Annotated in this window: 21 protein-coding genes; 18 read left to right on the top strand and 3 right to left on the bottom strand. The window is 56.6% G+C overall.

Features of this window, described 5'->3' with window-relative positions:
- The 18 genes from rsmH (at position 1) to mutT (ending at position 21,380) form a co-directional block, all read left to right on the top strand.
- Positions 1-942 carry a 16S rRNA (cytosine(1402)-N(4))-methyltransferase RsmH gene (gene rsmH / locus ABLU96_RS02625; protein ID WP_004098579.1) on the top strand — a complete coding sequence of 314 codons (942 nt, stop codon included), beginning with the start codon at positions 1-3 and terminating at the stop codon, positions 940-942.
- A complete protein-coding gene (ftsL, locus tag ABLU96_RS02620) occupies positions 939-1,304 on the top strand; it encodes a cell division protein FtsL (protein WP_002888550.1) in 366 nt (121 codons plus the stop codon). Before rsmH ends, ftsL begins: the two co-directional genes overlap by 4 nt.
- A 15-nt stretch (positions 1,305-1,319) precedes the next feature.
- The gene (locus tag ABLU96_RS02615) at positions 1,320-3,086 is read left to right on the top strand and encodes a peptidoglycan glycosyltransferase FtsI (RefSeq protein ID WP_004098582.1); all 1,767 of its coding nucleotides are present in this window, start codon (positions 1,320-1,322) and stop codon (positions 3,084-3,086) included.
- Entirely contained in the window at positions 3,073-4,560 is a 1,488-nt protein-coding gene (gene murE, locus ABLU96_RS02610; protein WP_064405764.1) for a UDP-N-acetylmuramoyl-L-alanyl-D-glutamate--2,6-diaminopimelate ligase, read from the top strand. The genes ABLU96_RS02615 and murE overlap by 14 nt, the downstream gene beginning before the upstream one ends.
- Positions 4,557-5,915: a UDP-N-acetylmuramoyl-tripeptide--D-alanyl-D-alanine ligase gene (murF, locus tag ABLU96_RS02605; RefSeq protein ID WP_049102339.1), complete on the top strand. Its 1,359-nt coding sequence runs from the start codon at positions 4,557-4,559 to the stop codon at positions 5,913-5,915. Before murE ends, murF begins: the two co-directional genes overlap by 4 nt.
- Positions 5,909-6,991, top strand: a complete 1,083-nt coding sequence (gene mraY / locus ABLU96_RS02600) for a phospho-N-acetylmuramoyl-pentapeptide-transferase (RefSeq protein WP_004098585.1) — start codon at positions 5,909-5,911, stop codon at positions 6,989-6,991. Before murF ends, mraY begins: the two co-directional genes overlap by 7 nt.
- 2 nt (positions 6,992-6,993) lie before the next feature.
- Positions 6,994-8,310: a UDP-N-acetylmuramoyl-L-alanine--D-glutamate ligase gene (gene murD, locus ABLU96_RS02595; RefSeq protein ID WP_064405761.1), complete on the top strand. Its 1,317-nt coding sequence runs from the start codon at positions 6,994-6,996 to the stop codon at positions 8,308-8,310.
- A complete protein-coding gene (gene ftsW / locus ABLU96_RS02590; protein WP_004098587.1) occupies positions 8,310-9,569 on the top strand; it encodes a cell division protein FtsW in 1,260 nt (419 codons plus the stop codon). Before murD ends, ftsW begins: the two co-directional genes overlap by 1 nt.
- Complete coding sequence (murG, locus tag ABLU96_RS02585) at positions 9,566-10,636, top strand: undecaprenyldiphospho-muramoylpentapeptide beta-N-acetylglucosaminyltransferase (protein ID WP_014837405.1); 1,071 nt, start codon at positions 9,566-9,568, stop codon at positions 10,634-10,636. The genes ftsW and murG overlap by 4 nt, the downstream gene beginning before the upstream one ends.
- Positions 10,637-10,683: 47 nt before the next feature.
- Positions 10,684-12,159 (top strand): UDP-N-acetylmuramate--L-alanine ligase, encoded by a 1,476-nt coding sequence (murC, locus tag ABLU96_RS02580; RefSeq protein WP_014227921.1) that lies wholly within the window; start codon positions 10,684-10,686, stop codon positions 12,157-12,159.
- The gene (locus ABLU96_RS02575) at positions 12,152-13,072 is read left to right on the top strand and encodes a D-alanine--D-alanine ligase (protein WP_046877801.1); all 921 of its coding nucleotides are present in this window, start codon (positions 12,152-12,154) and stop codon (positions 13,070-13,072) included. The genes murC and ABLU96_RS02575 overlap by 8 nt, the downstream gene beginning before the upstream one ends.
- 1 nt (position 13,073) lies before the next feature.
- On the top strand, positions 13,074-13,907 hold the full coding sequence (gene ftsQ / locus ABLU96_RS02570; protein WP_014227923.1) for a cell division protein FtsQ: 834 nt from the start codon (positions 13,074-13,076) through the stop codon (positions 13,905-13,907).
- A complete protein-coding gene (ftsA, locus tag ABLU96_RS02565; protein WP_004098594.1) occupies positions 13,904-15,160 on the top strand; it encodes a cell division protein FtsA in 1,257 nt (418 codons plus the stop codon). Before ftsQ ends, ftsA begins: the two co-directional genes overlap by 4 nt.
- Before the next feature lie 62 nt (positions 15,161-15,222).
- Positions 15,223-16,374: a cell division protein FtsZ gene (gene ftsZ, locus ABLU96_RS02560; protein ID WP_004098597.1), complete on the top strand. Its 1,152-nt coding sequence runs from the start codon at positions 15,223-15,225 to the stop codon at positions 16,372-16,374.
- Between the two features lie 100 nt (positions 16,375-16,474).
- Positions 16,475-17,392: a UDP-3-O-acyl-N-acetylglucosamine deacetylase gene (gene lpxC / locus ABLU96_RS02555; RefSeq protein WP_004098599.1), complete on the top strand. Its 918-nt coding sequence runs from the start codon at positions 16,475-16,477 to the stop codon at positions 17,390-17,392.
- A 247-nt stretch (positions 17,393-17,639) separates the two neighbouring features.
- A complete protein-coding gene (gene secM / locus ABLU96_RS02550; protein WP_014837406.1) occupies positions 17,640-18,149 on the top strand; it encodes a secA translation cis-regulator SecM in 510 nt (169 codons plus the stop codon).
- A 62-nt stretch (positions 18,150-18,211) separates the two neighbouring features.
- Positions 18,212-20,917: a preprotein translocase subunit SecA gene (gene secA / locus ABLU96_RS02545; protein WP_004098603.1), complete on the top strand. Its 2,706-nt coding sequence runs from the start codon at positions 18,212-18,214 to the stop codon at positions 20,915-20,917.
- A gap of 61 nt (positions 20,918-20,978) precedes the next feature.
- Complete coding sequence (mutT, locus tag ABLU96_RS02540) at positions 20,979-21,380, top strand: 8-oxo-dGTP diphosphatase MutT (RefSeq protein ID WP_064405760.1); 402 nt, start codon at positions 20,979-20,981, stop codon at positions 21,378-21,380.
- A gap of 56 nt (positions 21,381-21,436) precedes the next feature.
- Here the strand turns inward: mutT and yacG are convergent, their stop codons facing one another.
- The 3 genes from yacG to coaE are packed head-to-tail and all read right to left on the bottom strand — an operon-like array spanning position 21,437 to position 23,004.
- Entirely contained in the window at positions 21,437-21,631 is a 195-nt protein-coding gene (gene yacG / locus ABLU96_RS02535; protein ID WP_064405757.1) for a DNA gyrase inhibitor YacG, read from the bottom strand.
- A 9-nt stretch (positions 21,632-21,640) separates the two neighbouring features.
- Positions 21,641-22,384, bottom strand: a complete 744-nt coding sequence (gene zapD / locus ABLU96_RS02530) for a cell division protein ZapD (RefSeq protein ID WP_014227927.1) — start codon at positions 22,382-22,384, stop codon at positions 21,641-21,643.
- Complete coding sequence (gene coaE, locus ABLU96_RS02525; RefSeq protein WP_048262398.1) at positions 22,384-23,004, bottom strand: dephospho-CoA kinase; 621 nt, start codon at positions 23,002-23,004, stop codon at positions 22,384-22,386. Before coaE ends, zapD begins: the two co-directional genes overlap by 1 nt.
- Positions 23,005-23,232: the final 228 nt, after the last annotated feature.

The raw sequence follows: 23,232 nt of genomic DNA, 5'->3' as shown, positions 1-23,232 counted from the left end.
ATGATGGAAAATTATAAACACACTACGGTACTTCTGGATGAAGCCGTTAACGGCCTGAATATTCGTCCTGACGGTATCTACATTGATGGTACCTTTGGCCGCGGCGGTCACTCGCGCCTGATTCTCTCCCAGCTGGGAGCGGAGGGACGCCTGCTGGCGATCGATCGCGACCCGCAGGCTATCGCCGTCGCGAAAACTATCGATGATCCCCGCTTTTCCATCGTTCATGGTCCTTTTTCTCAGCTGGCCGACTATGTTGGCGAGCGCAATCTAACCGGCAAGATCGACGGTATTCTGCTCGATCTTGGCGTCTCTTCACCGCAGCTGGATGACGCTGAACGTGGCTTCTCTTTTATGCGCGATGGTCCGCTGGATATGCGCATGGATCCGACGCGCGGCCAGTCAGCCGCTGAATGGCTACAAACCGCCGACGAAGCCGATATCGCCTGGGTCATCAAAACCTTCGGCGAAGAGCGCTTTGGTAAACGCATTGCCCGCGCCATCGTCGAACGCAACCGCGTGGAACCGATGACGCGTACCAAAGAGCTGGCGGAGGTCGTTGCGGCGGCGACGCCGGTGAAAGATAAATTCAAACATCCCGCGACCCGTACCTTCCAGGCGGTGCGCATTTGGGTGAACAGTGAACTGGAGGAGATAGAGCAGGCGCTAAAAAGCTCGCTCAGCGTGCTGGCCCCGGGCGGGCGGCTCTCAATCATCAGTTTCCACTCGCTGGAAGACCGTATTGTGAAGCGCTTTATGCGCGAGCAAAGCCGCGGTCCGCAGGTTCCGGCAGGGTTACCGATGACCGAAGAGCAGCTTAAAAAACTGGGCGGTCGTGAGTTAAGAGCATTAGGCAAGTTGATGCCGGGCGAAAAAGAGGTAGCTGAAAATCCTCGTGCCCGTAGTTCAGTTCTGCGTATTGCAGAGAGGACGAACGCATGATCGGCAGAGTGACAGAAGCCCTAAGCAAGGTGAAAGGGTCGATAGGAAGCAACGAGCGCCATGCTTTGCCTGGCGTGATCGGAGACGACCTTCTGCGGTTTGGGAAGCTGCCACTCTGCCTGTTCATTTGCATCATTATTACGGCGATTACGGTGGTGACAACGGCGCACCATACTCGCCTCTTAACCGCGCAGCGCGAACAGCTGGTGCTGGAACGCGACGCGCTGGATATTGAATGGCGCAACCTGATCCTCGAAGAAAATGCTCTCGGCGATCACAGTCGGGTTGAGCGGATCGCGACCGAGAAGCTGCAGATGCAGCACGTCGATCCATCACAAGAAAATATCGTTGTACAGAAATAAGGATTATTGCGACGCATGAAAGCAGCGCCGAAAACGCCAAAAGCAAAACGTCAGGAAGAACAGGCCAACTTTATCAGTTGGCGTTTTGCGTTGCTGTGCGGCTGTATTCTGCTGGCGCTGGGCTTCCTGCTGGGCCGCGTGGCTTGGTTACAGGTGATTAGCCCGGACATGCTGGTACGCCAGGGCGATATGCGTTCTCTGCGCGTGCAGGAAGTCTCTACCGCGCGCGGAATGATAACCGATCGTTCCGGCCGCCCGCTGGCGGTGAGCGTGCCGGTAAAAGCTATCTGGGCTGACCCGAAAGAGCTGCATGAAGCCGGGGGCGTGACCCTGGACAACCGCTGGAAGGCGCTGGCCGATGCGCTGAATATGCCGCTGGATCAGCTGGCATCGCGCATCAATACCAATCCACGGATGCGTTTTATCTATCTGGCGCGTCAGGTGAACCCTGATATGGCCGACTACATCCGTAAATTGAAGCTGCCGGGGATTCATCTGCGGGAAGAGTCCCGCCGCTACTATCCGTCTGGCGAAGTAACCGCTCACCTCATTGGCTTCACTAACGTCGATAGCCAGGGGATTGAGGGCGTAGAGAAGAGCTTTGATAAGTGGCTTACCGGCCAGCCCGGCGAGCGTATCGTGCGTAAAGACCGCTATGGTCGGGTAATCGAAGATATTTCGTCCACCGATAGCCAGGCCGCGCATAACCTGGCGCTGAGCATTGACGAACGCCTGCAGGCACTGGTGTATCGCGAGCTGAATAATGCGGTGGCGTTCAACAAAGCGGAGTCAGGTACCGCGGTTCTGGTCGACGTTAACACCGGCGAAGTGCTGGCGATGGCCAACAGCCCGTCGTACAACCCGAATAATTTCGCGGGCACCTCCAAAGATACGATGCGTAACCGCGCCATTACCGACGTGTTTGAGCCGGGTTCAACGGTGAAGCCGATGGTGGTGATGACCGCGCTTCAGCGCGGCATTGTTAACGAAAATACCGTACTGAACACCATTCCCTATCGAATTAACGGCCACGAAATCAAAGACGTGGCGCGCTACAGCGAATTGACCCTGACCGGGGTACTACAGAAGTCGAGTAACGTCGGTGTTTCTAAGCTGGCGTTAGCGATGCCGTCCTCAGCGTTAGTAGATACTTACTCACGTTTTGGACTCGGAAAAGCGACCAATTTGGGGTTGGTCGGAGAACGCAGTGGCTTATACCCTCAAAAACAACGGTGGTCTGACATAGAGAGGGCCACCTTTTCTTTCGGCTATGGGCTAATGGTAACCCCGTTACAGTTAGCGCGAGTCTACGCAACGATCGGCAGCTACGGCATCTATCGCCCGCTATCGATTACCAAAGTTGATCCACCGGTTCCGGGCGAGCGCGTCTTCCCGGAATCACTCGTTCGTACCGTTGTTCATATGATGGAAAGCGTGGCGCTGCCCGGCGGCGGCGGCGTGAAGGCGGCGATCAAAGGCTATCGCATCGCCATTAAAACCGGTACGGCGAAAAAAGTAGGGCCCGACGGCCGCTACATCAACAAATACATTGCTTACACCGCAGGCGTTGCGCCCGCCAGCCATCCGCGCTTTGCGCTGGTGGTGGTGATCAACGATCCGCAGGCGGGTAAATACTACGGCGGCGCCGTTTCCGCGCCGGTCTTCGGTGCCATCATGGGCGGCGTACTGCGCACCATGAACATTGAACCGGATGCGCTGGCAACGGCTGAAAAAAGTGAATTAGTGATTAATCAAGGCGAGGGAACAGGTGGCAGATCGTAATTTGCGCGACCTTCTCGCTCCGTGGGTGCCAAATGCGCCGGAGCGAATTCTGCGAGAAATGACGCTGGACAGCCGGGTGGCTGCTTCTGGCGATCTTTTTGTCGCGGTTTTAGGTCATCAGGCGGACGGGCGTCGTTATATCCCGCAGGCGATAGCGCAAGGTGTTGCTGCCATTATTGCTGAGGCCAAAGATGAGGCCCATGACGGCGAAATCCGTGAAATGCACGGTGTGCCGGTTATCTATCTGAGCCAACTCAACGAGCGCTTATCCGCGCTGGCCGGGCGTTTTTACCATCAGCCTTCGGAACAACTGCGCCTGGTGGGCGTCACCGGGACTAACGGCAAGACCACCACGACACAGCTGCTGGCGCAGTGGGCGCAGTTGCTGGGGGAAACCAGCGCGGTAATGGGAACCGTAGGCAATGGCCTGCTGGAGAAAGTTATCCCAACGGAAAACACCACCGGTTCGGCCGTTGATGTTCAACACGTACTCTCTGGCCTGGTAGGGCAGGGGGCGACGTTCGCCGCGATGGAAGTCTCTTCCCACGGGCTGGTGCAGCATCGCGTAGCCGCGCTGCAGTTTGCCGCCTCGGTCTTCACCAACCTGAGCCGCGATCACCTCGATTACCACGGTGATATGGAACATTACGAAGCGGCGAAATGGCTGCTCTACTCAACCCACCATTGCGGGCAGGCGATTGTTAATGCGGACGATGAAGTCGGTCGCCGCTGGCTGGCGAAGCTGCCGGATGCGGTTGCCGTATCGATGGAAGATCACATTAACCCGAACTGCCGGGGCCGCTGGCTCAAAGCGACCGCCGTGAGCTATCACGATAGCGGCGCCACCATTCAGTTTGCCTCCAGCTGGGGGAACGGCGAGATCGAAAGCCGCCTGATGGGCGCCTTTAACGTCAGCAATCTGCTGCTGGCCTTAGCCACCCTGCTGGCGCTGGGCTATCCGCTTGCCGATCTGCTGAAAACCGCCGCGCGCCTGCAGCCGGTATGCGGGCGTATGGAAGTGTTCGCCGCGCCGGGTAAACCGACCGTGGTCGTTGATTACGCCCACACGCCTGATGCGCTGGAAAAAGCGCTGCAGGCGGCGCGTCTGCACTGTCGCGGTAAACTGTGGTGCGTATTTGGCTGCGGCGGGGATCGCGACAAAGGCAAGCGTCCGCTGATGGGCGCTATCGCCGAAGAGTTTGCCGATATCGTGGTTGTCACCGACGACAACCCGCGCACCGAAGAGCCGCGGGCGATTATCAACGACATTCTGGCCGGCATGCTGGACGCGGGCCATGCCAGGGCGGTGGAAGGTCGTGCGGAAGCGGTCACTAATGCGGTGATGCAGGCGAAAGAAAACGACGTCGTTCTGGTGGCGGGCAAAGGCCACGAGGACTATCAAATCGTCGGCAATCGCCGACTCGATTACTCTGACCGCGTCACCGTAGCGCGTCTGCTGGGGGCGGTAGCATGATTCGCTTGACTCTCAGCCAGCTCGCCGGCATCACGCATGGCGAGCTGCACGGCCGCGATGTGGCGATTGATGACGTCACCTCCGATACCCGTAAAATCACGGCGGGCTGCCTGTTCGTGGCGCTAAAAGGCGAGCGCTTTGATGCGCATGACTTTGCCGAACAGGCGAAAGCTGCCGGCGCGGGTGCGCTGTTGGTCAGCCGTCAGCTGGCCTGCGATCTACCGCAGGTGGTGGTGAAGGATACGCGTCTGGCGTTTGGCGAACTGGCCGCGTGGGTGCGTCAGCAGGTGCCGGCGCGCGTGGTCGCGCTGACCGGATCTTCCGGAAAAACCTCGGTTAAAGAGATGACCGCGGCGATTCTGAGCCAGTGCGGCAATACGCTGTATACCGCAGGTAACCTGAACAACGATATCGGCGTGCCGATGACGCTGCTGCGTCTCACCAAAGAACATGACTACGCGGTCATCGAGTTAGGCGCTAATCACCAGGGGGAAATTGCCTGGACCGTTAGCCTGACCCGTCCCGAAGCCGCGTTAGTGAATAACCTGGCCGCCGCGCACCTGGAAGGCTTTGGATCTCTGGAAGGCGTGGCGAAAGCCAAGGGCGAAATTTACACCGGTCTGCCGCTCAACGGCATCGCGATTATGAACGCCGACAATAATGACTGGCTGAACTGGCAAAGCGTGATTGGCGAGCGTAAAACCTGGCGTTTTTCGCCGAACGCCGCCCACAGCGATTTCACGGCAACCAACGTTCATGTGACGTCGCACGGGACTGAATTTACTCTGCAGACCCCAACGGGCAGCGTTGATGTACTGCTACCGCTGCCGGGGCGCCATAACATCGCCAACGCGCTGGCTGCCGCGGCGCTGTCAATGGCGGTGGGGGCGACGCATGAGGCGATCAAAGCGGGTCTGAAAGATCTGCAAGCGGTACCGGGGCGGTTATTCCCGATTCAGCTGACCGACAGCCAGCTGCTGCTGGATGATTCCTATAACGCCAACGTCGGCTCGCTGACCGCTGCGGTACAGGTGCTGTCTGAGATGCCGGGCTACCGGGTACTGGTCGTCGGCGATATGGCCGAACTCGGCGCGGAAAGCCAGGCGTGCCATCGTCAGGTGGGCGAAGCGGCAAAAGCGGCCGGGCTCGATCGCGTACTGAGCGTCGGTACGTTGAGCGCAGAGATCAGCGGCGCCAGCGGCGTTGGCGAACATTTTAGCGAGAAGGCCACGCTGGTGACCCGCCTGCGCGAGCTCACCGCAGAACATAAAATTATGACCATTTTAGTGAAGGGTTCACGTAGTGCCGCCATGGAAGTGGTAGTACGCGCATTACAGGAGAACGGAACATGTTAGTATGGCTGGCCGAACATTTGGTCAAATATTATTCAGGCTTTAACGTCTTTTCCTACCTGACGTTTCGCGCCATTGTCAGCCTGCTGACCGCGCTGTTCATCTCTCTGTGGATGGGCCCGCGCATGATCGCCCGTCTGCAAAAACTCTCCTTTGGCCAGGTTGTACGTAACGATGGCCCGGAATCTCACTTTAGTAAGCGCGGTACGCCGACCATGGGCGGGATCATGATCCTGACCGCCATTGTTGTCTCCGTTCTGCTGTGGGCCTATCCATCTAACCCCTACGTCTGGTGCGTGCTGACGGTACTGGTGGGCTACGGCATCATCGGCTTCGTTGATGACTACCGTAAGGTGGTTCGCAAAGATACCAAGGGCCTGATTGCCCGCTGGAAATACTTCTGGATGTCGGTGATTGCGCTGGGCGTCGCCTTTGCGCTGTATATGGCGGGTAAAGATACGCCGGCGACTCAGCTGGTGGTGCCGTTCTTTAAAGACGTGATGCCGCAGCTGGGCCTGTTCTACGTCCTGCTGGCCTATTTTGTTATCGTCGGGACCGGTAATGCGGTCAACCTGACCGACGGCCTTGATGGGCTGGCGATTATGCCAACCGTATTCGTTGCCGCCGGCTTCGCGCTGGTTGCCTGGGCGACCGGGAACATGAATTTCGCCAACTACCTGCATATCCCTTATTTGCGTCACGCCGGTGAACTGGTGATCGTCTGTACGGCGATTGTCGGCGCGGGCCTGGGCTTCCTGTGGTTTAACACCTATCCGGCACAGGTCTTTATGGGCGATGTGGGTTCGCTGGCACTCGGCGGCGCGCTGGGGATTATCGCCGTGCTGCTGCGCCAGGAATTCCTGCTGGTGATTATGGGCGGCGTATTTGTGGTGGAAACGCTCTCGGTGATTCTGCAGGTCGGCTCCTTCAAGCTGCGCGGTCAGCGCATCTTCCGCATGGCGCCGATTCACCATCACTATGAACTGAAAGGCTGGCCGGAACCGCGCGTTATCGTGCGTTTCTGGATTATTTCGCTGATGCTGGTGCTGATTGGCCTGGCGACGCTGAAGGTACGTTAATCATGGCAGATTATCAGGGTAAAAAAGTCGTCATTATTGGGCTGGGTATGACCGGCCTGTCATGCGTGGACTTTTTCATGGCTCGCGGCGTGACGCCGCGGGTGATGGATACCCGCGTTGCTCCGGCGGGGCTGGATAAGCTGCCGGAAGCCGTTGAGCGCTATGTCGGCGGTCTGAACGAAGACTGGCTGTTGACGGCGGACCTGATTGTTGCCAGCCCTGGCATCGCGCTGGCGCATCCTTCCCTGAGCGCCGCGGCGGATGCGGGGGTAGAAATAGTCGGCGATATTGAACTGTTCTGCCGCGAGGCGCAGGCGCCGATTATTGCGATCACCGGTTCCAACGGTAAAAGCACCGTGACTTCCCTTGTGGGAGAAATGGCGAAAGCGGCGGGGTTGAACGTTGGCGTCGGGGGCAATATTGGCCTGCCGGCGCTGATGCTGCTGGATCCTGAGCGCGAACTCTATGTCCTGGAGCTTTCCAGCTTCCAGCTGGAAACCACCTCCAGCCTGCGGGCGGCCGCGGCGACGATCCTTAACGTCACCGAAGATCATATGGACCGCTATCCGCTGGGGCTTCAGCAGTATCGCGCCGCCAAACTGCGCGTTTATGAGAATGCGCGGGCCTGTATCGTCAATGCCGACGATGCGTTAACCATGCCGGTACGCGGCGCTGACGATCGCTGCATCAGCTTCGGCGTTGACGTTGGCGACTATCACCTGAACCGCCAGCAGGGAGAAACCTGGCTGCGCGTCAAAGGCGAGAAAGTGCTCAACGTCAAAGAGATGAAGATTAGCGGCCAGCATAACTACAGTAACGCGCTTGCGGCCCTGGCTCTGGCGGACGCGGTGGGTCTGCCGCGCGCCAGTAGCCTGAAAGCGCTGACCACATTCACCGGGCTGGCGCATCGTTTCCAGCTGGTGCTGGAGCACAACGGCGTGCGCTGGATCAACGATTCTAAAGCCACCAACGTCGGCAGTACCGAAGCGGCGCTCAATGGGCTGCATCTTGATGGAACGCTCTATCTGCTGCTGGGCGGCGATGGGAAATCCGCTGATTTCACGCCGTTAAGCCGTTACCTGACCGGCGACAACGTTCGCCTGTACTCCTTCGGCCGCGACGGCGCGCAGCTGGCGGCCCTTCGCCCGGACGTCGCCGTGCAAACGGAAACCATGGAGCAGGCGATGCGCCAGATTGCGCCGCAGGTTGTCGCGGGCGATATGGTGCTGCTGTCTCCCGCGTGCGCCAGCCTCGATCAGTTTAAAAACTTTGAACAACGCGGCGACATCTTTGCTCGCCTGGCGAAGGAGTTAGGTTGATGCGTTTATCACTCCCGCGCCTGAAAATGCCACGGCTGAGACTGCCGCGTCTGCCGGGAATGTTTATTTTCGCATGGCTGTTCGCCGCGCTGAAAGGCTGGGTGATGGGCTCGCGGCAAAAAGATACTGATAGCCTGGTGATGTATGACCGGATGCTGCTGTGGCTGACCTTTGGCCTGGCCGCAATCGGCTTCATTATGGTGACCTCGGCGTCGATGCCGGTAGGCCAGCGTCTGGCGAACGATCCGTTTCTGTTTGCCAAGCGCGATGGCTTATACATTCTGCTGGCGCTAGGGCTGGCGATGGTGACGCTGCGCCTGCCGATGGAGTTCTGGCAGCGCCATAGTACCGCGATGCTGATCGCCTCTATCGTCATGCTGCTGATTGTTCTGGTGGTCGGTAGCTCGGTTAACGGGGCGTCGCGCTGGATTGCGCTGGGGCCGCTGCGTATCCAGCCTGCGGAGTTTACCAAGCTGTCGCTGTTCTGCTACATCGCCAACTACCTCGTGCGTAAAGGCGACGAAGTGCGTAACAACCTGCGCGGCTTCTTAAAGCCGATGGGCGTGATTTTCGTACTGGCGATTTTACTGCTGGCGCAGCCTGACCTCGGTACCGTCGTCGTGCTGTTTGTGACCACCCTGGCCATGCTGTTCCTGGCGGGAGCCAAGCTGTGGCAGTTCATCGCCATTATCGGGATGGGGCTTTCGGCGGTCGTACTGCTGATTCTGGCTGAACCGTACCGTATCCGCCGCGTGACCTCTTTCTGGAACCCGTGGGAAGATCCGTTCGGCAGCGGCTACCAGCTAACCCAGTCGCTGATGGCCTTTGGTCGCGGCGAAATGTGGGGGCAGGGCCTGGGCAATTCGGTCCAGAAGCTGGAGTATTTGCCCGAGGCGCACACCGATTTCATCTTCGCCATTATCGGTGAAGAGCTCGGTTATATCGGTGTGGTACTCGCACTTTTAATGGTATTCTTCGTCGCTTTTCGCGCCATGTCCATTGGCCGCAAAGCGCTGGAGATTGACCACCGTTTCTCCGGATTTCTGGCCTGCGCCATTGGGATCTGGTTTAGCTTTCAGGCGCTGGTTAACGTCGGCGCGGCGGCGGGGATGCTGCCAACCAAAGGCCTGACGCTGCCGCTGATCAGTTACGGCGGTTCGAGCCTGCTGATTATGTCGACGGCGATCATGTTGCTGTTACGAATTGATTATGAAACGCGTCTGGAAAAAGCCCAGGCGTTTACACGGGGTGTTCGATGAGCGGTCAGGAAAAGCGCTTAATGGTGATGGCAGGCGGTACCGGCGGACACGTGTTCCCGGGACTGGCGGTTGCGCACCATTTAATGGACCAGGGCTGGCAGGTCCGCTGGCTGGGTACCGCGGATCGTATGGAAGCGGATTTAGTGCCGAAGCACGGCATTGAAATTGATTTCATTCAGATATCCGGCCTGCGCGGCAAGGGCCTGAAGGCGCAGATGCTGGCGCCGGTGCGTATTTTCAACGCCTGGCGTCAGGCGCGAGCGATTATGCAGCGTTTTCAGCCGGACGTGGTGCTGGGCATGGGCGGCTATGTTTCCGGACCCGGCGGTCTGGCGGCATGGTCGCTGGGGATCCCGGTTGTCCTGCATGAACAGAACGGGATTGCCGGCCTGACGAATAAATGGCTGGCGAAAATTGCCAAAAAGGTCATGCAGGCATTTCCCGGCGCTTTCCCGCATGCCGACGTTGTTGGCAACCCGGTTCGTACCGATGTGCTGGCGCTGCCGCTGCCGGAACAGCGGTTAGTCGGGCGTCAGGGGCCGATTCGCGTATTGGTCGTCGGCGGCTCGCAGGGCGCGCGCGTGCTCAATCAGACGATGCCGCAGGTGGCGGCGAAGCTGGGTTCTGCTGTCACCATCTGGCACCAGAGCGGTAAAGGGGGCCAGGAGAGCGTACAGCAGGCTTATTCCGACGCCGGCCAGCCGCAGCACAAAGTCACCGAATTTATTGACGACATGGCGGCGGCTTATGCCTGGGCCGATGTTGTCGTATGTCGTTCCGGGGCGCTGACGGTGAGCGAAATTGCCGCCGCGGGTTTACCGGCGCTGTTTGTGCCTTTTCAGCACAAAGATCGTCAGCAGTACTGGAATGCGCTGCCGTTAGAGAAGGCAGGGGCAGCGAAGATCCTTGAGCAGCCGCAGTTTACCGTGGAGGCCGTCGCGCAAACCTTGGCGGGTTGGGATCGCGAGACGCTGCTGGATATGGCGGAGCGAGCGCGCAGAGCCTCGATTCCGGACGCGACCGAACGGGTAGCAGAAGAAGTGAGCGCCGCAGCACTGGCGCGTTAATCGCGGTGATGATCACCGTCCGAATAAAGAAGTTGATGGCGTAAAGAATGAATACACAAGATCTGGCAAAACTGCGTTCCATAGTGCCCGAGATGCGTCGCGTCCGGCACATTCACTTTGTTGGCATTGGCGGTGCCGGCATGGGCGGTATTGCCGAAGTTCTGGCCAACGAAGGTTATCAGATTAGCGGCTCCGACCTGGCGCCGAATCCGGTGACCCAGCAGTTGACTCAGCTTGGCGCCACTATTTATTTCAACCATCGCCCTGAAAACGTGCGCGATGCGAGCGTTGTCGTGGTTTCCAGCGCGATTTCTGCGGATAACCCGGAAATCGTCGCCGCCCACGAAGCGCGTATTCCGGTTATTCGCCGCGCCGAGATGCTGGCGGAGCTGATGCGTTTTCGCCACGGTATTGCCATTGCCGGCACGCACGGAAAGACCACAACCACGGCGATGGTCTCGAGCATTTACGCTGAAGCCGGGCTGGATCCTACCTTCGTGAACGGTGGTCTGGTCAAAGCCGCTGGCGTGCACGCGCGCCTTGGCCATAGTCGTTACCTGATTGCCGAAGCGGACGAAAGCGACGCCTCGTTCCTGCATTTACAGCCGATGGTCGCTATCGTGACCAATATCGAAGCCGATCATATGGATACCTACCACGGCGACTTCGAAAACCTGAAGCAGACGTTTATTAACTTCCTGCACAATCTGCCGTTCTACGGACGCGCGGTGATGTGCGTGGACGATCCGGTGATTCGTGAACTGCTGCCGCGCGTTGGCCGCCAGCTCACCACCTACGGATTTAGCGATGATGCCGACGTTCGCGTGGAAGAGTATCGTCAGGTTGGCGCTCAGGGCCATTTCCGTCTGGTTCGCCAGGATAAAGAGGTCATTCAGGTGACGCTGAACGCACCGGGTCGCCACAACGCGCTGAACGCGGCGGCGGCGGTGGCCGTTGCCACGGAAGAGGGCATTGATGATGACGCTATTTTGCGCGCGCTGGAAAGCTTCCAGGGCACCGGCCGTCGCTTTGATTTCCTTGGCGAATACCCCTTAGCTGAAGTTAACGGTAAAGAGGGTACCGCGATGCTGATCGATGATTATGGTCATCATCCTACGGAAGTGGATGCCACCATCAAAGCGGCGCGAGCGGGCTGGCCGGATAAAAACCTGGTGATGCTGTTTCAGCCGCACCGTTTTACCCGTACGCGCGATCTGTACGATGATTTCGCCAACGTGCTGACCCAGGTTGACGCGCTGCTGATGCTGGACGTTTATTCCGCGGGCGAAGCCGCTATTCCTGGCGCCGACAGCCGCTCGCTGTGCCGTACGATTCGCGGCCGCGGTAAAGTCGACCCGATTCTGGTTTCCGACCCGGCGCAGGCGGCAGAGATGCTGGCTTCAGTATTGACCGGCAACGATCTGGTGCTGGTTCAGGGGGCGGGAAATATCGGTAAAATCGCCCGTCACCTGGCGGAAATCAAATTGCAGCCGCAAAAATCGCAGGAGGAGCGCCATGGCTGATAAAATCGCGGTCCTCTTTGGCGGAACCTCCGCTGAACGTGAAGTCTCTCTCAATTCAGGTTCGGCGGTGATCGCCGGCCTGCGCGAAGCCGGGGTCGATGCGCACCCGGTCGACCCGCGCGACGTGGATATTACCCAATTGAAAAATATGGGTTTTCAGAAAGCGTTTATTGCCTTGCACGGTCGCGGCGGTGAAGATGGTACGTTGCAGGGTCTGCTGGAGCTGATTCAACTCCCCTATACCGGCAGCGGCGTGATGGCTTCCGCTATCTCAATGGATAAGCTGCGCAGCAAACTGCTGTGGCAGGGCGCCGGGCTGCCGGTTGCGCCGTGGGTTGCGCTAACGCGTAAACAGTTTACCGCGGGGCTTTCCGCTGAGGTAGAACAGCAGATTTCCGCCCTCGGACTGCCGTTGATTGTTAAACCCAGTCGCGAAGGATCCAGCGTCGGTATGTCCAAAGTCAGCGAAAGTTGTGCATTACAAAATGCATTGGCGCTGGCTTTTCAGCATGATGACGAAGTTCTGATTGAAAAATGGCTCAGTGGGCCGGAATTTACCGTCGCTATCGTCGGAGAAGAAATTTTACCGTCAATACGTATCCAGGCGGCTGGAACCTTCTATGATTATGAAGCAAAGTATCTCTCTGATGAAACGCAATATTTCTGCCCTGGCCTGGAAGATTCCGCGCGCGAGGCAGAAATCCAGGCTCTGGTGCAAAAAGCCTGGGATAGTCTTGGCTGTTACGGCTGGGGGCGAATTGATGTGATGCTGGACAGCGATGGCCAGTTTTATCTGCTGGAAGCAAACACCTCTCCTGGCATGACCAGCCATAGCCTGGTGCCCATGGCGGCGCGTCAGGCAGGGATGAGCTTCTCGCAGCTTGTTGTACGAATTCTGGACCTGGCGGGGTGATATGTCGCAGGCTGCGCTGAATACGCGGAACCACGAAGAGGAAGACGAAACCTCTTCGCGTCGAAGTAATGGCTCTCGTCTGGCGGGTATCTTCTTCCTGCTGGCGGTGCTCTGTACCGTGCTGGTCAGCGGATGGATGGTTCTGGGCTGGATGGAAGATGCACAGCGGTTACCGCTGTCAAAGATGGTGGTCACCGGTGAGCGTCACTACACGCGCAACGATGATATCCGTCAGGCGATTCTGGCATTGGGGTCGCCGGGCACCTTTATGACGCAGGACGTCAACATTATTCAAAGCCAGATTGAACGTCTGCCGTGGATTAAGCAGGCGAGCGTCAGAAAGCAGTGGCCGGACGAATTGAAGATTCATCTGGTTGAATATGTGCCGATAGCGCGCTGGAATGATCAGCATATGGTAGACGTGGACGGAAATTCTTTCAGCGTGCCGTCAGATCGCACCAGTAAACAGAATTTACCGATGTTGTACGGCCCGGAAGGCAGTGAGAACGAAGTCCTTCAGGGATACCGCGACATGGGGCAGGTGCTGGCAAAGGATAAATTCACGTTGAAAGTAGCGGCAATGACCGCGCGTCGCTCCTGGCAGTTGACGCTTAATAACGACATTAAGCTCAACCTTGGCCGGGGTGACACCATGAAACGGCTTCAGCGCTTTATGGAACTCTACCCGGTTCTTCAGCAGCAGGCGCAGACCGACGGCAAACGGATAAGCTACGTTGATTTGCGTTATGACTCGGGAGCGGCAGTCGGTTGGGTACCGGCTCCTGTAGAGGAAACTCAACAACAACAGAATCAGGCACAGGCAGAACAACAATGATCAAGGCGACGGACAGAAAACTGGTAGTTGGACTGGAGATTGGCACCGCTAAGGTTGCCGCTTTAGTAGGGGAAGTTCTGCCCGACGGTATGATTAATATCATTGGCGTGGGCAGTTGCCCATCGCGTGGTATGGATAAAGGCGGAGTGAACGACCTGGAATCCGTGGTGAAATGCGTGCAGCGCGCCATTGACCAGGCCGAACTGATGGCGGATTGCCAGATCTCGTCAGTCTATCTGGCGCTTTCAGGCAAACATATCAGCTGTCAAAATGAAATCGGTATGGTGCCGATTTCTGAAGAAGAAGTGACGCAGGACGACGTAGAGAACGTGGTACATACCGCGAAATCGGTTCGCGTGCGCGACGAGCATCGCGTTTTGCACGTTATCCCGCAGGAGTACGCCATCGACTACCAGGAGGGGATTAAAAACCCCGTAGGACTGTCTGGCGTACGCATGCAGGCGAAAGTGCATTTGATTACCTGCCATAACGATATGGCAAAAAATATTGTCAAAGCGGTGGAACGTTGCGGTCTGAAAGTCGACCAGCTTATTTTCGCCGGTTTAGCCGCCAGCTATTCCGTATTAACGGAAGACGAACGTGAACTGGGTGTCTGCGTGGTGGATATCGGCGGTGGTACAATGGATATTGCGGTCTATACCGGCGGCGCGCTGCGTCATACCAAAGTGATCCCGTACGCGGGCAACGTGGTGACCAGCGATATTGCCTACGCTTTCGGTACGCCGCCGAGCGACGCAGAAGCCATTAAAGTGCGTCACGGCTGTGCGCTGGGTTCCATCGTTGGTAAAGACGAGAACGTGGAAGTCCCCAGCGTGGGCGGGCGTCCGCCTCGTAGTCTGCAGCGTCAGACGCTGGCCGAGGTGATTGAGCCACGTTATACCGAATTGCTCAACCTGGTGAATGAAGAGATCCTGCAGCTGCAGGAACAGCTCCGTCAACAAGGTGTGAAGCACCACCTGGCGGCTGGCATTGTATTAACCGGCGGTGCGGCGCAAATTGAAGGACTTGCCGCCTGTGCGCAGCGCGTATTCCATACGCAGGTGAGAATTGGCGCGCCGCTGAATATTACCGGATTAACGGATTATGCCCAGGAGCCGTATTACTCGACGGCGGTTGGGCTGCTGCACTACGGGAAGGAATCTCATCTCAGTGGTGAAGCAGAGGTGGAAAAACGCGTAACGGTCGGGTCGTGGATCAAACGACTCAACAGTTGGTTGCGAAAAGAGTTTTAATTTTTTAAGAGAACGCAGAAAATTAGCGTTCTCAGGCGACAGGCACAACGGAGAGAGAAATTATGTTTGAACCTATGGAACTGACCAACGACGCGGTGATTAAAGTCATCGGCGTCGGCGGCGGCGGCGGTAACGCCGTTGAGCACATGGTGCGCGAGCGCATTGAGGGTGTTGAATTTTTCGCGGTGAACACCGACGCGCAGGCTCTGCGCAAAACGGCTGTTGGCCAGACTATCCAGATCGGTAGCGGTATTACCAAAGGTCTGGGCGCAGGCGCAAACCCGGAAGTCGGCCGTAACGCGGCGGATGAAGACCGTGAAGCGCTGCGTGCCGCCCTTGACGGCGCCGACATGGTGTTTATCGCAGCCGGCATGGGCGGCGGTACCGGAACCGGTGCTGCGCCAGTGGTGGCTGAAGTTGCAAAAGATTTAGGTATCCTGACCGTTGCCGTGGTGACTAAGCCGTTCAATTTTGAAGGCAAGAAGCGCATGGCGTTCGCTGAGCAGGGCATCACCGAGCTGTCCAAGCATGTGGATTCGCTGATCACCATCCCGAACGACAAACTGCTGAAGGTTCTCGGCCGCGGCATTTCTCTGCTCGACGCTTTCGGTGCGGCCAACGACGTGCTGAAAGGCGCGGTGCAGGGTATCGCTGAGCTGATCACCCGCCCAGGCCTGATGAACGTCGACTTTGCGGACGTGCGTACCGTGATGTCTGAAATGGGCTACGCCATGATGGGCTCCGGCGTGGCGAGCGGTGAAGACCGTGCGGAAGAAGCGGCTGAAATGGCGATCTCTTCTCCGCTGCTGGAAGATATCGATCTGTCCGGCGCGCGTGGCGTTCTGGTCAACATCACTGCGGGCTTCGACCTGCGTCTGGATGAGTTCGAGACCGTAGGTAACACTATCCGCGCATTTGCTTCGGATAACGCCACCGTGGTTATCGGTACCTCTCTGGACCCGGATATGAACGACGAGCTGCGCGTAACCGTCGTTGCTACCGGTATCGGTATGGACAAACGTCCGGAAATCACCCTGGTCACCAACAAACAGGTGCAGCAGCCGGTGATGGATCGTTACCAGCAGCACGGTATGTCTCCACTGACGCAAGAGCAGAAACCGGCCGCAAAAGTGGTCAACGACAATACGCCGCAGGCCGCGAAAGAGCCAGATTATCTGGATATTCCAGCCTTCCTGCGTAAGCAGGCCGATTAAGAATTGGCTGGAAGTTGGGCATCTGCGCTCTTTGTGCTAAACTGGCCTGCCGAATGTATAGTACACTTCGGTTGGATAGGTAACTTGGCGAGATTATACGATGATCAAACAAAGGACTCTTAAACGTATCGTTCAGGCGACTGGCGTCGGTTTGCATACCGGCAAGAAAGTCACCCTGACGTTACGCCCTGCGCCGGCAAATACCGGGGTCATCTATCGTCGCACCGACTTGAATCCACCGGTTGATTTTCCGGCTGATGCCAAATCTGTGCGTGATACCATGCTCTGTACTTGCCTGGTCAATGAGCATGACGTGCGGATATCGACGGTTGAGCACCTCAATGCCGCGCTGGCTGGCTTGGGTATCGACAACATTATTATTGAAGTCGATGCGCCGGAAGTCCCAATTATGGACGGTAGTGCGGCTCCGTTCGTTTATCTGTTGCTGGATGCCGGCATTGATGAACTGAACTGCGCTAAGAAATTTGTGCGTATCAAAGAGACAGTTCGCGTTGAAGATGGCGATAAATGGGCCGAATTCAAACCGTACAATGGTTTTTCACTGGACTTCACCATTGATTTTAACCATCCGGCGATTGACTCCAGCAGCCAGCGCTACGCAATGAACTTCTCGGCTGATGCGTTTATGCGCCAGATTAGCCGCGCGCGTACCTTCGGTTTTATGCGTGATATCGAATATCTGCAGTCCCGCGGCCTGTGCCTGGGCGGCAGCTTCGATTGTGCCATCGTTGTTGACGATTATCGCGTACTGAACGAAGACGGTTTGCGCTTTGAAGATGAGTTTGTCCGTCACAAAATGCTGGATGCCATTGGCGACCTCTTTATGTGTGGTCACAATATTATCGGCGCATTTACGGCGTACAAATCCGGTCACGCGTTGAATAACAAACTGCTGCAGGCTGTTCTGGCAAAACAGGAAGCCTGGGAGTATGTGACCTTCGAGGACGACGCAGAAATGCCGCTGGCGTTCCGCGCCCCGACGCTGGTTCTGGCATAAGTCAGACCCGGCAGTAAATTCGACTGGTAACCTGGTACTCTCTCCGGCCAGGGAGCCAGTCGTTTTCTTTTTTATATTCCCGCTGCGTCCTGCTTTGATTTTTAACTGCATTTTTTGCGCGTTCGTTCCTTTTTTAAACGTTTTTCCCCCGCCTGAGACCTCATTCCTGCTGCCGTGACGGCGTATTAATGTTAGTATTTGGACGCAAAATATTTCTTAGGGTTGCTACCAACAAAAGGTAACGTAAGTGAGTGGATTGCTGACGCGCTGGCGACAGTTTGGCAGACGGTATTTCTGGCCGCATCTCCTGTTGGGGATGGTCGCGGCTAGCCTCGGCCTGCCTGCGCTTAGCAATGGTCATGAGCATGAGACCGCGTCGCCCGCTAAAACGACGTCCAGCAACCATAATCCTGCTAAAGTTAATTTTTCTCAGCTAGCGCTGCTGGAATCTTCCAGTCGTCGGCCCAATTTCACGGTTGATTACTGGCATCAGCACGCCATTCGTACGGTCATTCGCCACCTCTCTTTTGCGATGGCCCCGCAGGCGCTGCCGGTAGCGGAAGAGTCTTCACCGCTTCAGGCGCAGCATCTGGCCCTTCTCGACACGCTTAGCGCGCTGTTGACGCAGGAGAGTAAACCTCCGGCCATTGTTCATCTGGCGGCATATAACCCCTCTATTTCCCACTGCGCGTTTCGCGTCTGTACCTGGATTAGCCAGGTGGCCGGCATACGCGCAGGGCCTCAACGTCTCAGCTAAACCAAAAACGGACCATTCTATTTTTTTGTGACTCCGCACCGCGGGGCGTTTGAGATTTTATTATGCTAATCAAATTATTAACTAAAGTATTCGGTAGCCGTAACGACCGTACGCTGCGTCGTATGCGCAAAGCCGTCAACGTGATCAACGCCATGGAACCGTCCATGGAAAAACTGTCCGACGACGAACTGAAAGGGAAAACCGCTGAGTTCCGCGCTCGCCTGGAAAAAGGCGAAGCCCTGGAGAGCCTGATCCCGGAAGCCTTTGCCGTCGTGCGTGAAGCCAGTAAACGCGTCTTCGGCATGCGCCACTTTGACGTTCAGCTGCTGGGCGGCATGGTTCTCAACGACCGCTGTATTGCAGAAATGCGTACAGGTGAAGGTAAAACGCTGACCGCAACTCTGCCTGCCTATCTGAATGCGCTGACCGGTAAAGGCGTTCACGTGGTGACCGTCAACGACTATCTGGCGCAGCGTGATGCCGAGAACAACCGCCCGCTGTTTGAATTCCTGGGGATGACCGTTGGCATTAACATGTCCGGCCTGCCTGCGCCGGCCAAGCGTGAAGCCTATGCAGCCGATATTACTTACGGTACCAACAACGAATACGGCTTTGACTATCTGCGCGACAATATGGCCTTCAGTCCTGAAGAGCGCGTACAGCGCAAACTGCACTATGCGCTGGTGGATGAAGTCGACTCCATTCTGATCGATGAAGCGCGTACCCCGCTTATTATTTCCGGCCCGGCTGAAGACAGTTCGGAAATGTATAAGAAGGTGAACAAGATCATTCCGCATCTGGTGCGTCAGGATAAAGAAGACTCCGAAACCTTTACCGGCGAAGGGCACTTCTCCGTCGATGAGAAAGCGCGTCAGGTAAACCTGACCGAACGCGGCCTGGTGCTGATTGAAGAGCTGCTGGTGAATGAAGGTATTATGGAAGAAGGCGAGTCGCTGTACTCACCGACCAATATCATGCTGATGCACCACGTGACCGCCGCGCTGCGCGCGCATGTGCTGTTCACCCGCGATGTTGATTACATCGTGAAAGATGGCGAAGTGATCATCGTCGACGAACACACCGGCCGTACGATGCAGGGGCGCCGCTGGTCCGATGGCCTGCATCAGGCCGTTGAAGCGAAAGAAGGCGTTGATATTCAGAACGAGAACCAGACGCTGGCTTCAATTACCTTCCAGAACTATTTCCGCCTGTACGAGAAGCTGGCAGGGATGACCGGTACCGCCGATACCGAAGCGTTTGAATTTAGCTCAATCTATAAGCTGGATACCGTTGTGGTTCCGACCAACCGTCCGATGATTCGTAAAGACATGGCGGACCTGGTCTATATGACCGAAGCGGAAAAAATTCAGGCCATTATCGAAGATATCAAGCAGCGTACCGCCGCGGGTCAGCCGGTGCTGGTAGGTACCATTTCTATCGAAAAATCAGAAGTGGTCTCTAATGAATTAACGAAGGCGGGTATCAAGCACAACGTGCTGAACGCGAAATTCCACGCCAGCGAAGCGGACATCGTTGCGCAGGCGGGCTATCCGTCTGCGGTAACCATTGCAACCAACATGGCCGGCCGTGGTACCGACATTATGCTTGGCGGTAGCTGGCAGGCCGAGGTCGCCCAGCTGGAAGACCCGACTCCGGAACAGATTGCGCAGATCAAAGCCGACTGGCAGGTTCGTCACGATGCGGTACTGGCTGCGGGCGGTCTGCATATCATCGGCACCGAACGCCATGAATCCCGCCGTATTGATAACCAGCTCCGCGGTCGTTCAGGCCGTCAGGGGGACGCCGGTTCTTCCCGTTTCTATCTGTCGATGGAAGATGCCCTGATGCGTATCTTCGCGTCTGACCGCGTGTCCGGCATGATGCGTAAACTGGGTATGAAGCCGGGTGAGGCTATCGAGCACCCGTGGGTGACGAAAGCGATTGCCAACGCGCAGCGTAAAGTCGAGAGCCGTAACTTCGATATTCGTAAGCAGCTGCTGGAATATGACGATGTGGCTAACGATCAGCGTCGCGCTATTTACACCCAGCGTAATGAGCTGCTCGACGTGACCGACGTGAGCGAGACGATTAACAGCATTCGTGAAGACGTATTTAAAGCGACCATCGATGCCCATATTCCTCCGCAGTCGCTGGAAGAGATGTGGGATATTGAAGGCCTGCAGGAGCGTCTGAAAAATGACTTCGACCTCGAGCTGCCGCTCAAAGAGTGGCTGGATAAAGAGCCGGAGCTTCATGAAGAAACGCTGCGTGAGCGCATTCTGCAGAGCGCCATTGAAACCTATCAGCGTAAGGAGGAAGTGGTTGGCGCTGAGATGATGCGTCACTTTGAAAAAGGCGTCATGCTGCAAACGCTGGACTCCCTGTGGAAAGAGCACCTGGCGGCGATGGACTACCTGCGTCAGGGCATCCACCTGCGCGGCTATGCGCAGAAAGATCCGAAGCAGGAATATAAGCGTGAATCTTTCTCCATGTTCGCTTCAATGCTGGAATCCCTGAAATATGAAGTGATCAGTACCCTGAGCAAAGTTCAGGTGCGGATGCCGGAAGAGGTTGAAGCGATGGAGCAGCAGCGTCGTGAAGAAGCTGAGCGTCTGGCGCAGATGCAGCAGCTGAGCCATCAGGACGATGATAGCGCAGCCGCGGCCGCGCTGGCTGAACAAACCGGCGAGCGTAAAGTGGGTCGTAACGATCCTTGCCCGTGCGGTTCTGGCAAAAAATACAAGCAGTGCCACGGTCGCCTGAGCTAAGCTTTTACAATATTGAATACCAGGGCGCAGATATCTGCGCCTTTTTTATGGAATGAAGACAATGAAAACGCTGCAAATTTCAGTGGGTATTATCCGTAATTCGCAAGGGGAGATTTTTATCACTCAGCGGGCCGCTGATGCGCATATGGCGAACAAGCTTGAATTCCCGGGCGGTAAAATTGAAGAGGGCGAGTCGTCCGAACAGGCCTTAGTGCGCGAGCTGCAGGAAGAGGTCGGCATTACAGCCAAAGCTTACAGCCTGTTTGATAAGCTGGAGTACCAGTTTCCCGATCGCCATATCACGCTGTGGTTCTGGCTGGTGAACAGCTGGGAAGGCGAGCCGTGGGGGAAAGAAGGGCAGCCGGGCCGCTGGATTGCGCAGAGCGCGCTCGTTGCTGAGGATTTTCCGCCGGCAAACGAACCCGTCATTACGAAGTTAATTCAATATTCTCAGATCGGGTAGGGTGCGCCTGCATCCGGCAAATCAGGGCGGGCCTGTACATGCCCGCCCGAAATCCGTTACTCTTTTTCTTCGCTCCAGCCGTCGCTATCTGACAGATCGCTGCTGCTCGGGATACGTTTCTCTTCCGCTGCCCATTCGCCTAAATCGATAAGCTGACAGCGTTTGGAGCAGAACGGGCGATGCGGGCTCTGCTTATTCCAGACCACAATTTTGCCGCAGGTTGGGCAGTTGACGGTTATCTCTTCTGACATATTGACTCCTTAACAGCAGGCCAGTTCAAAATCAAAACGCTCCGGCACGATGCCGTGCTCGCTGTCCAGCGGCATAAAGCGGATGGCAAAGCGGCTCTTGTGGCCTGATATTTGGGGGTAGAGCTGGCTGGCAAGATCCAAACGCAGACGCAGCAGATCGGCATCTTCGCCGTTGTCCTGATAAAAACCGTTCAGGCTGGTCTGCTTACGGAAGGGGGCCGAGTTACGGATGAGATCGAGAATGAGCATCAGCGATTGCGTCAACGGTTCCAGGCTGGCCAGCCACTTACCGACCTGCTCATCACGATATTCCTGCGGCATATGCAGCCAGATGTGCAGCGTCGGAAGATCGAAGCTACAGCAGCCGCCCGGGATACTCAGGCGTTGGCGTACCAGGGCGATCAGGCGATCCTCTCGCAGATACTGGCCGATACGCGGCGCCGACATTAACGTACTGCCTGATTGCTTCAGCTGCTGACGCAGTTCGTTGATACGATCCTGATCAACCCCAGGGACTTCCGCCCAGGATTGCAGCTTCCTCTGCTGGCGATCCAGCTCTTTCATCAGATCGGTACGTACTTCACCGCGTTCAAAAACATCTAAAAGATCGCCGATATTGCGGAAAAAATGCAGCGCATCCGCATGGCTGGTAATGGCGGGATGTACGGTCAGCTGCTGGAGCAAAAACTCAATACGCAGCCAGGTGCGCATTTTTTCATTAAGCGGATGTTCAAATAGAACAGGGGTAGACATTACGGTTTTTCCTGTGAGGCGGCCTGCGTTGCCAGCTGTTGATACTTTGCATGCAGGCGGGCGACAGCTGATGCGATGGCATCAGGTGAACCCATATTTTCAATAACATCATCCGCAACGGCAAGGCGCTGCTCGCGCGTTGCCTGAGCGGCAAGAATATGTTCCGCATGTTGCCGACTGACCCGATCGCGAAGCATCGTGCGCGCTATCTGCGTCTCTTTCGGCACATCGACAACAAGGACCCGATCGGCTTTGGCGGACAAACGGTTTTCGACCAGTAAAGGTACAACCCAGAGAATATAAGACGAGGTGGCAAGCTGCATCTGGCGACGCGTTTCCTGCTGAATTTGCGGGTGCAGCAGCGCGTTTAGCCAGTTCTTATCCTCTGCATGAGCGAAAATATGTTCACGCAGAGCGCGACGGTTAAGGGTGCCATCTTTATTCAGGATCTGCGGACCGAAGCGTTGAGCAATCGCGTTTAGCCCCGGGGTACCGGGCTCGACCACCTGGCGCGCGATAATGTCAGCATCAATAACGTTAACCCCGAGGTGTGAGAATGCGTCGGCTACGGTACTTTTACCGCTACCGATGCCGCCTGTTAACGCTACCGTGTATGTCATACACCTCAATCCTGAAACTGACTACATGCACATTTTTCAATAACAGAGCCGTGATTTACGACGCGACGACGCCACTGCGACAGTGGTTTTATCGACGTGATATCAACCAATAAATGGCTGTCACCACGTACCCTGGTTCTTTTTGCGCATGTAAATCAAATGGTTAAAAATGATACGCCTGCGATGGGATATCGCAAATTCGCTTTTGGCTGTTCACCAGGTAAATTT

It is taken from the genome of Klebsiella sp. CN_Kp106 (assembly GCF_040064575.1).
Lineage (GTDB): Bacteria > Pseudomonadota > Gammaproteobacteria > Enterobacterales > Enterobacteriaceae > Klebsiella > Klebsiella michiganensis.
The sequence above is the reverse complement of the archived record's forward strand: the minus strand, read 5'-3'. Positions and strand labels throughout refer to the sequence as shown.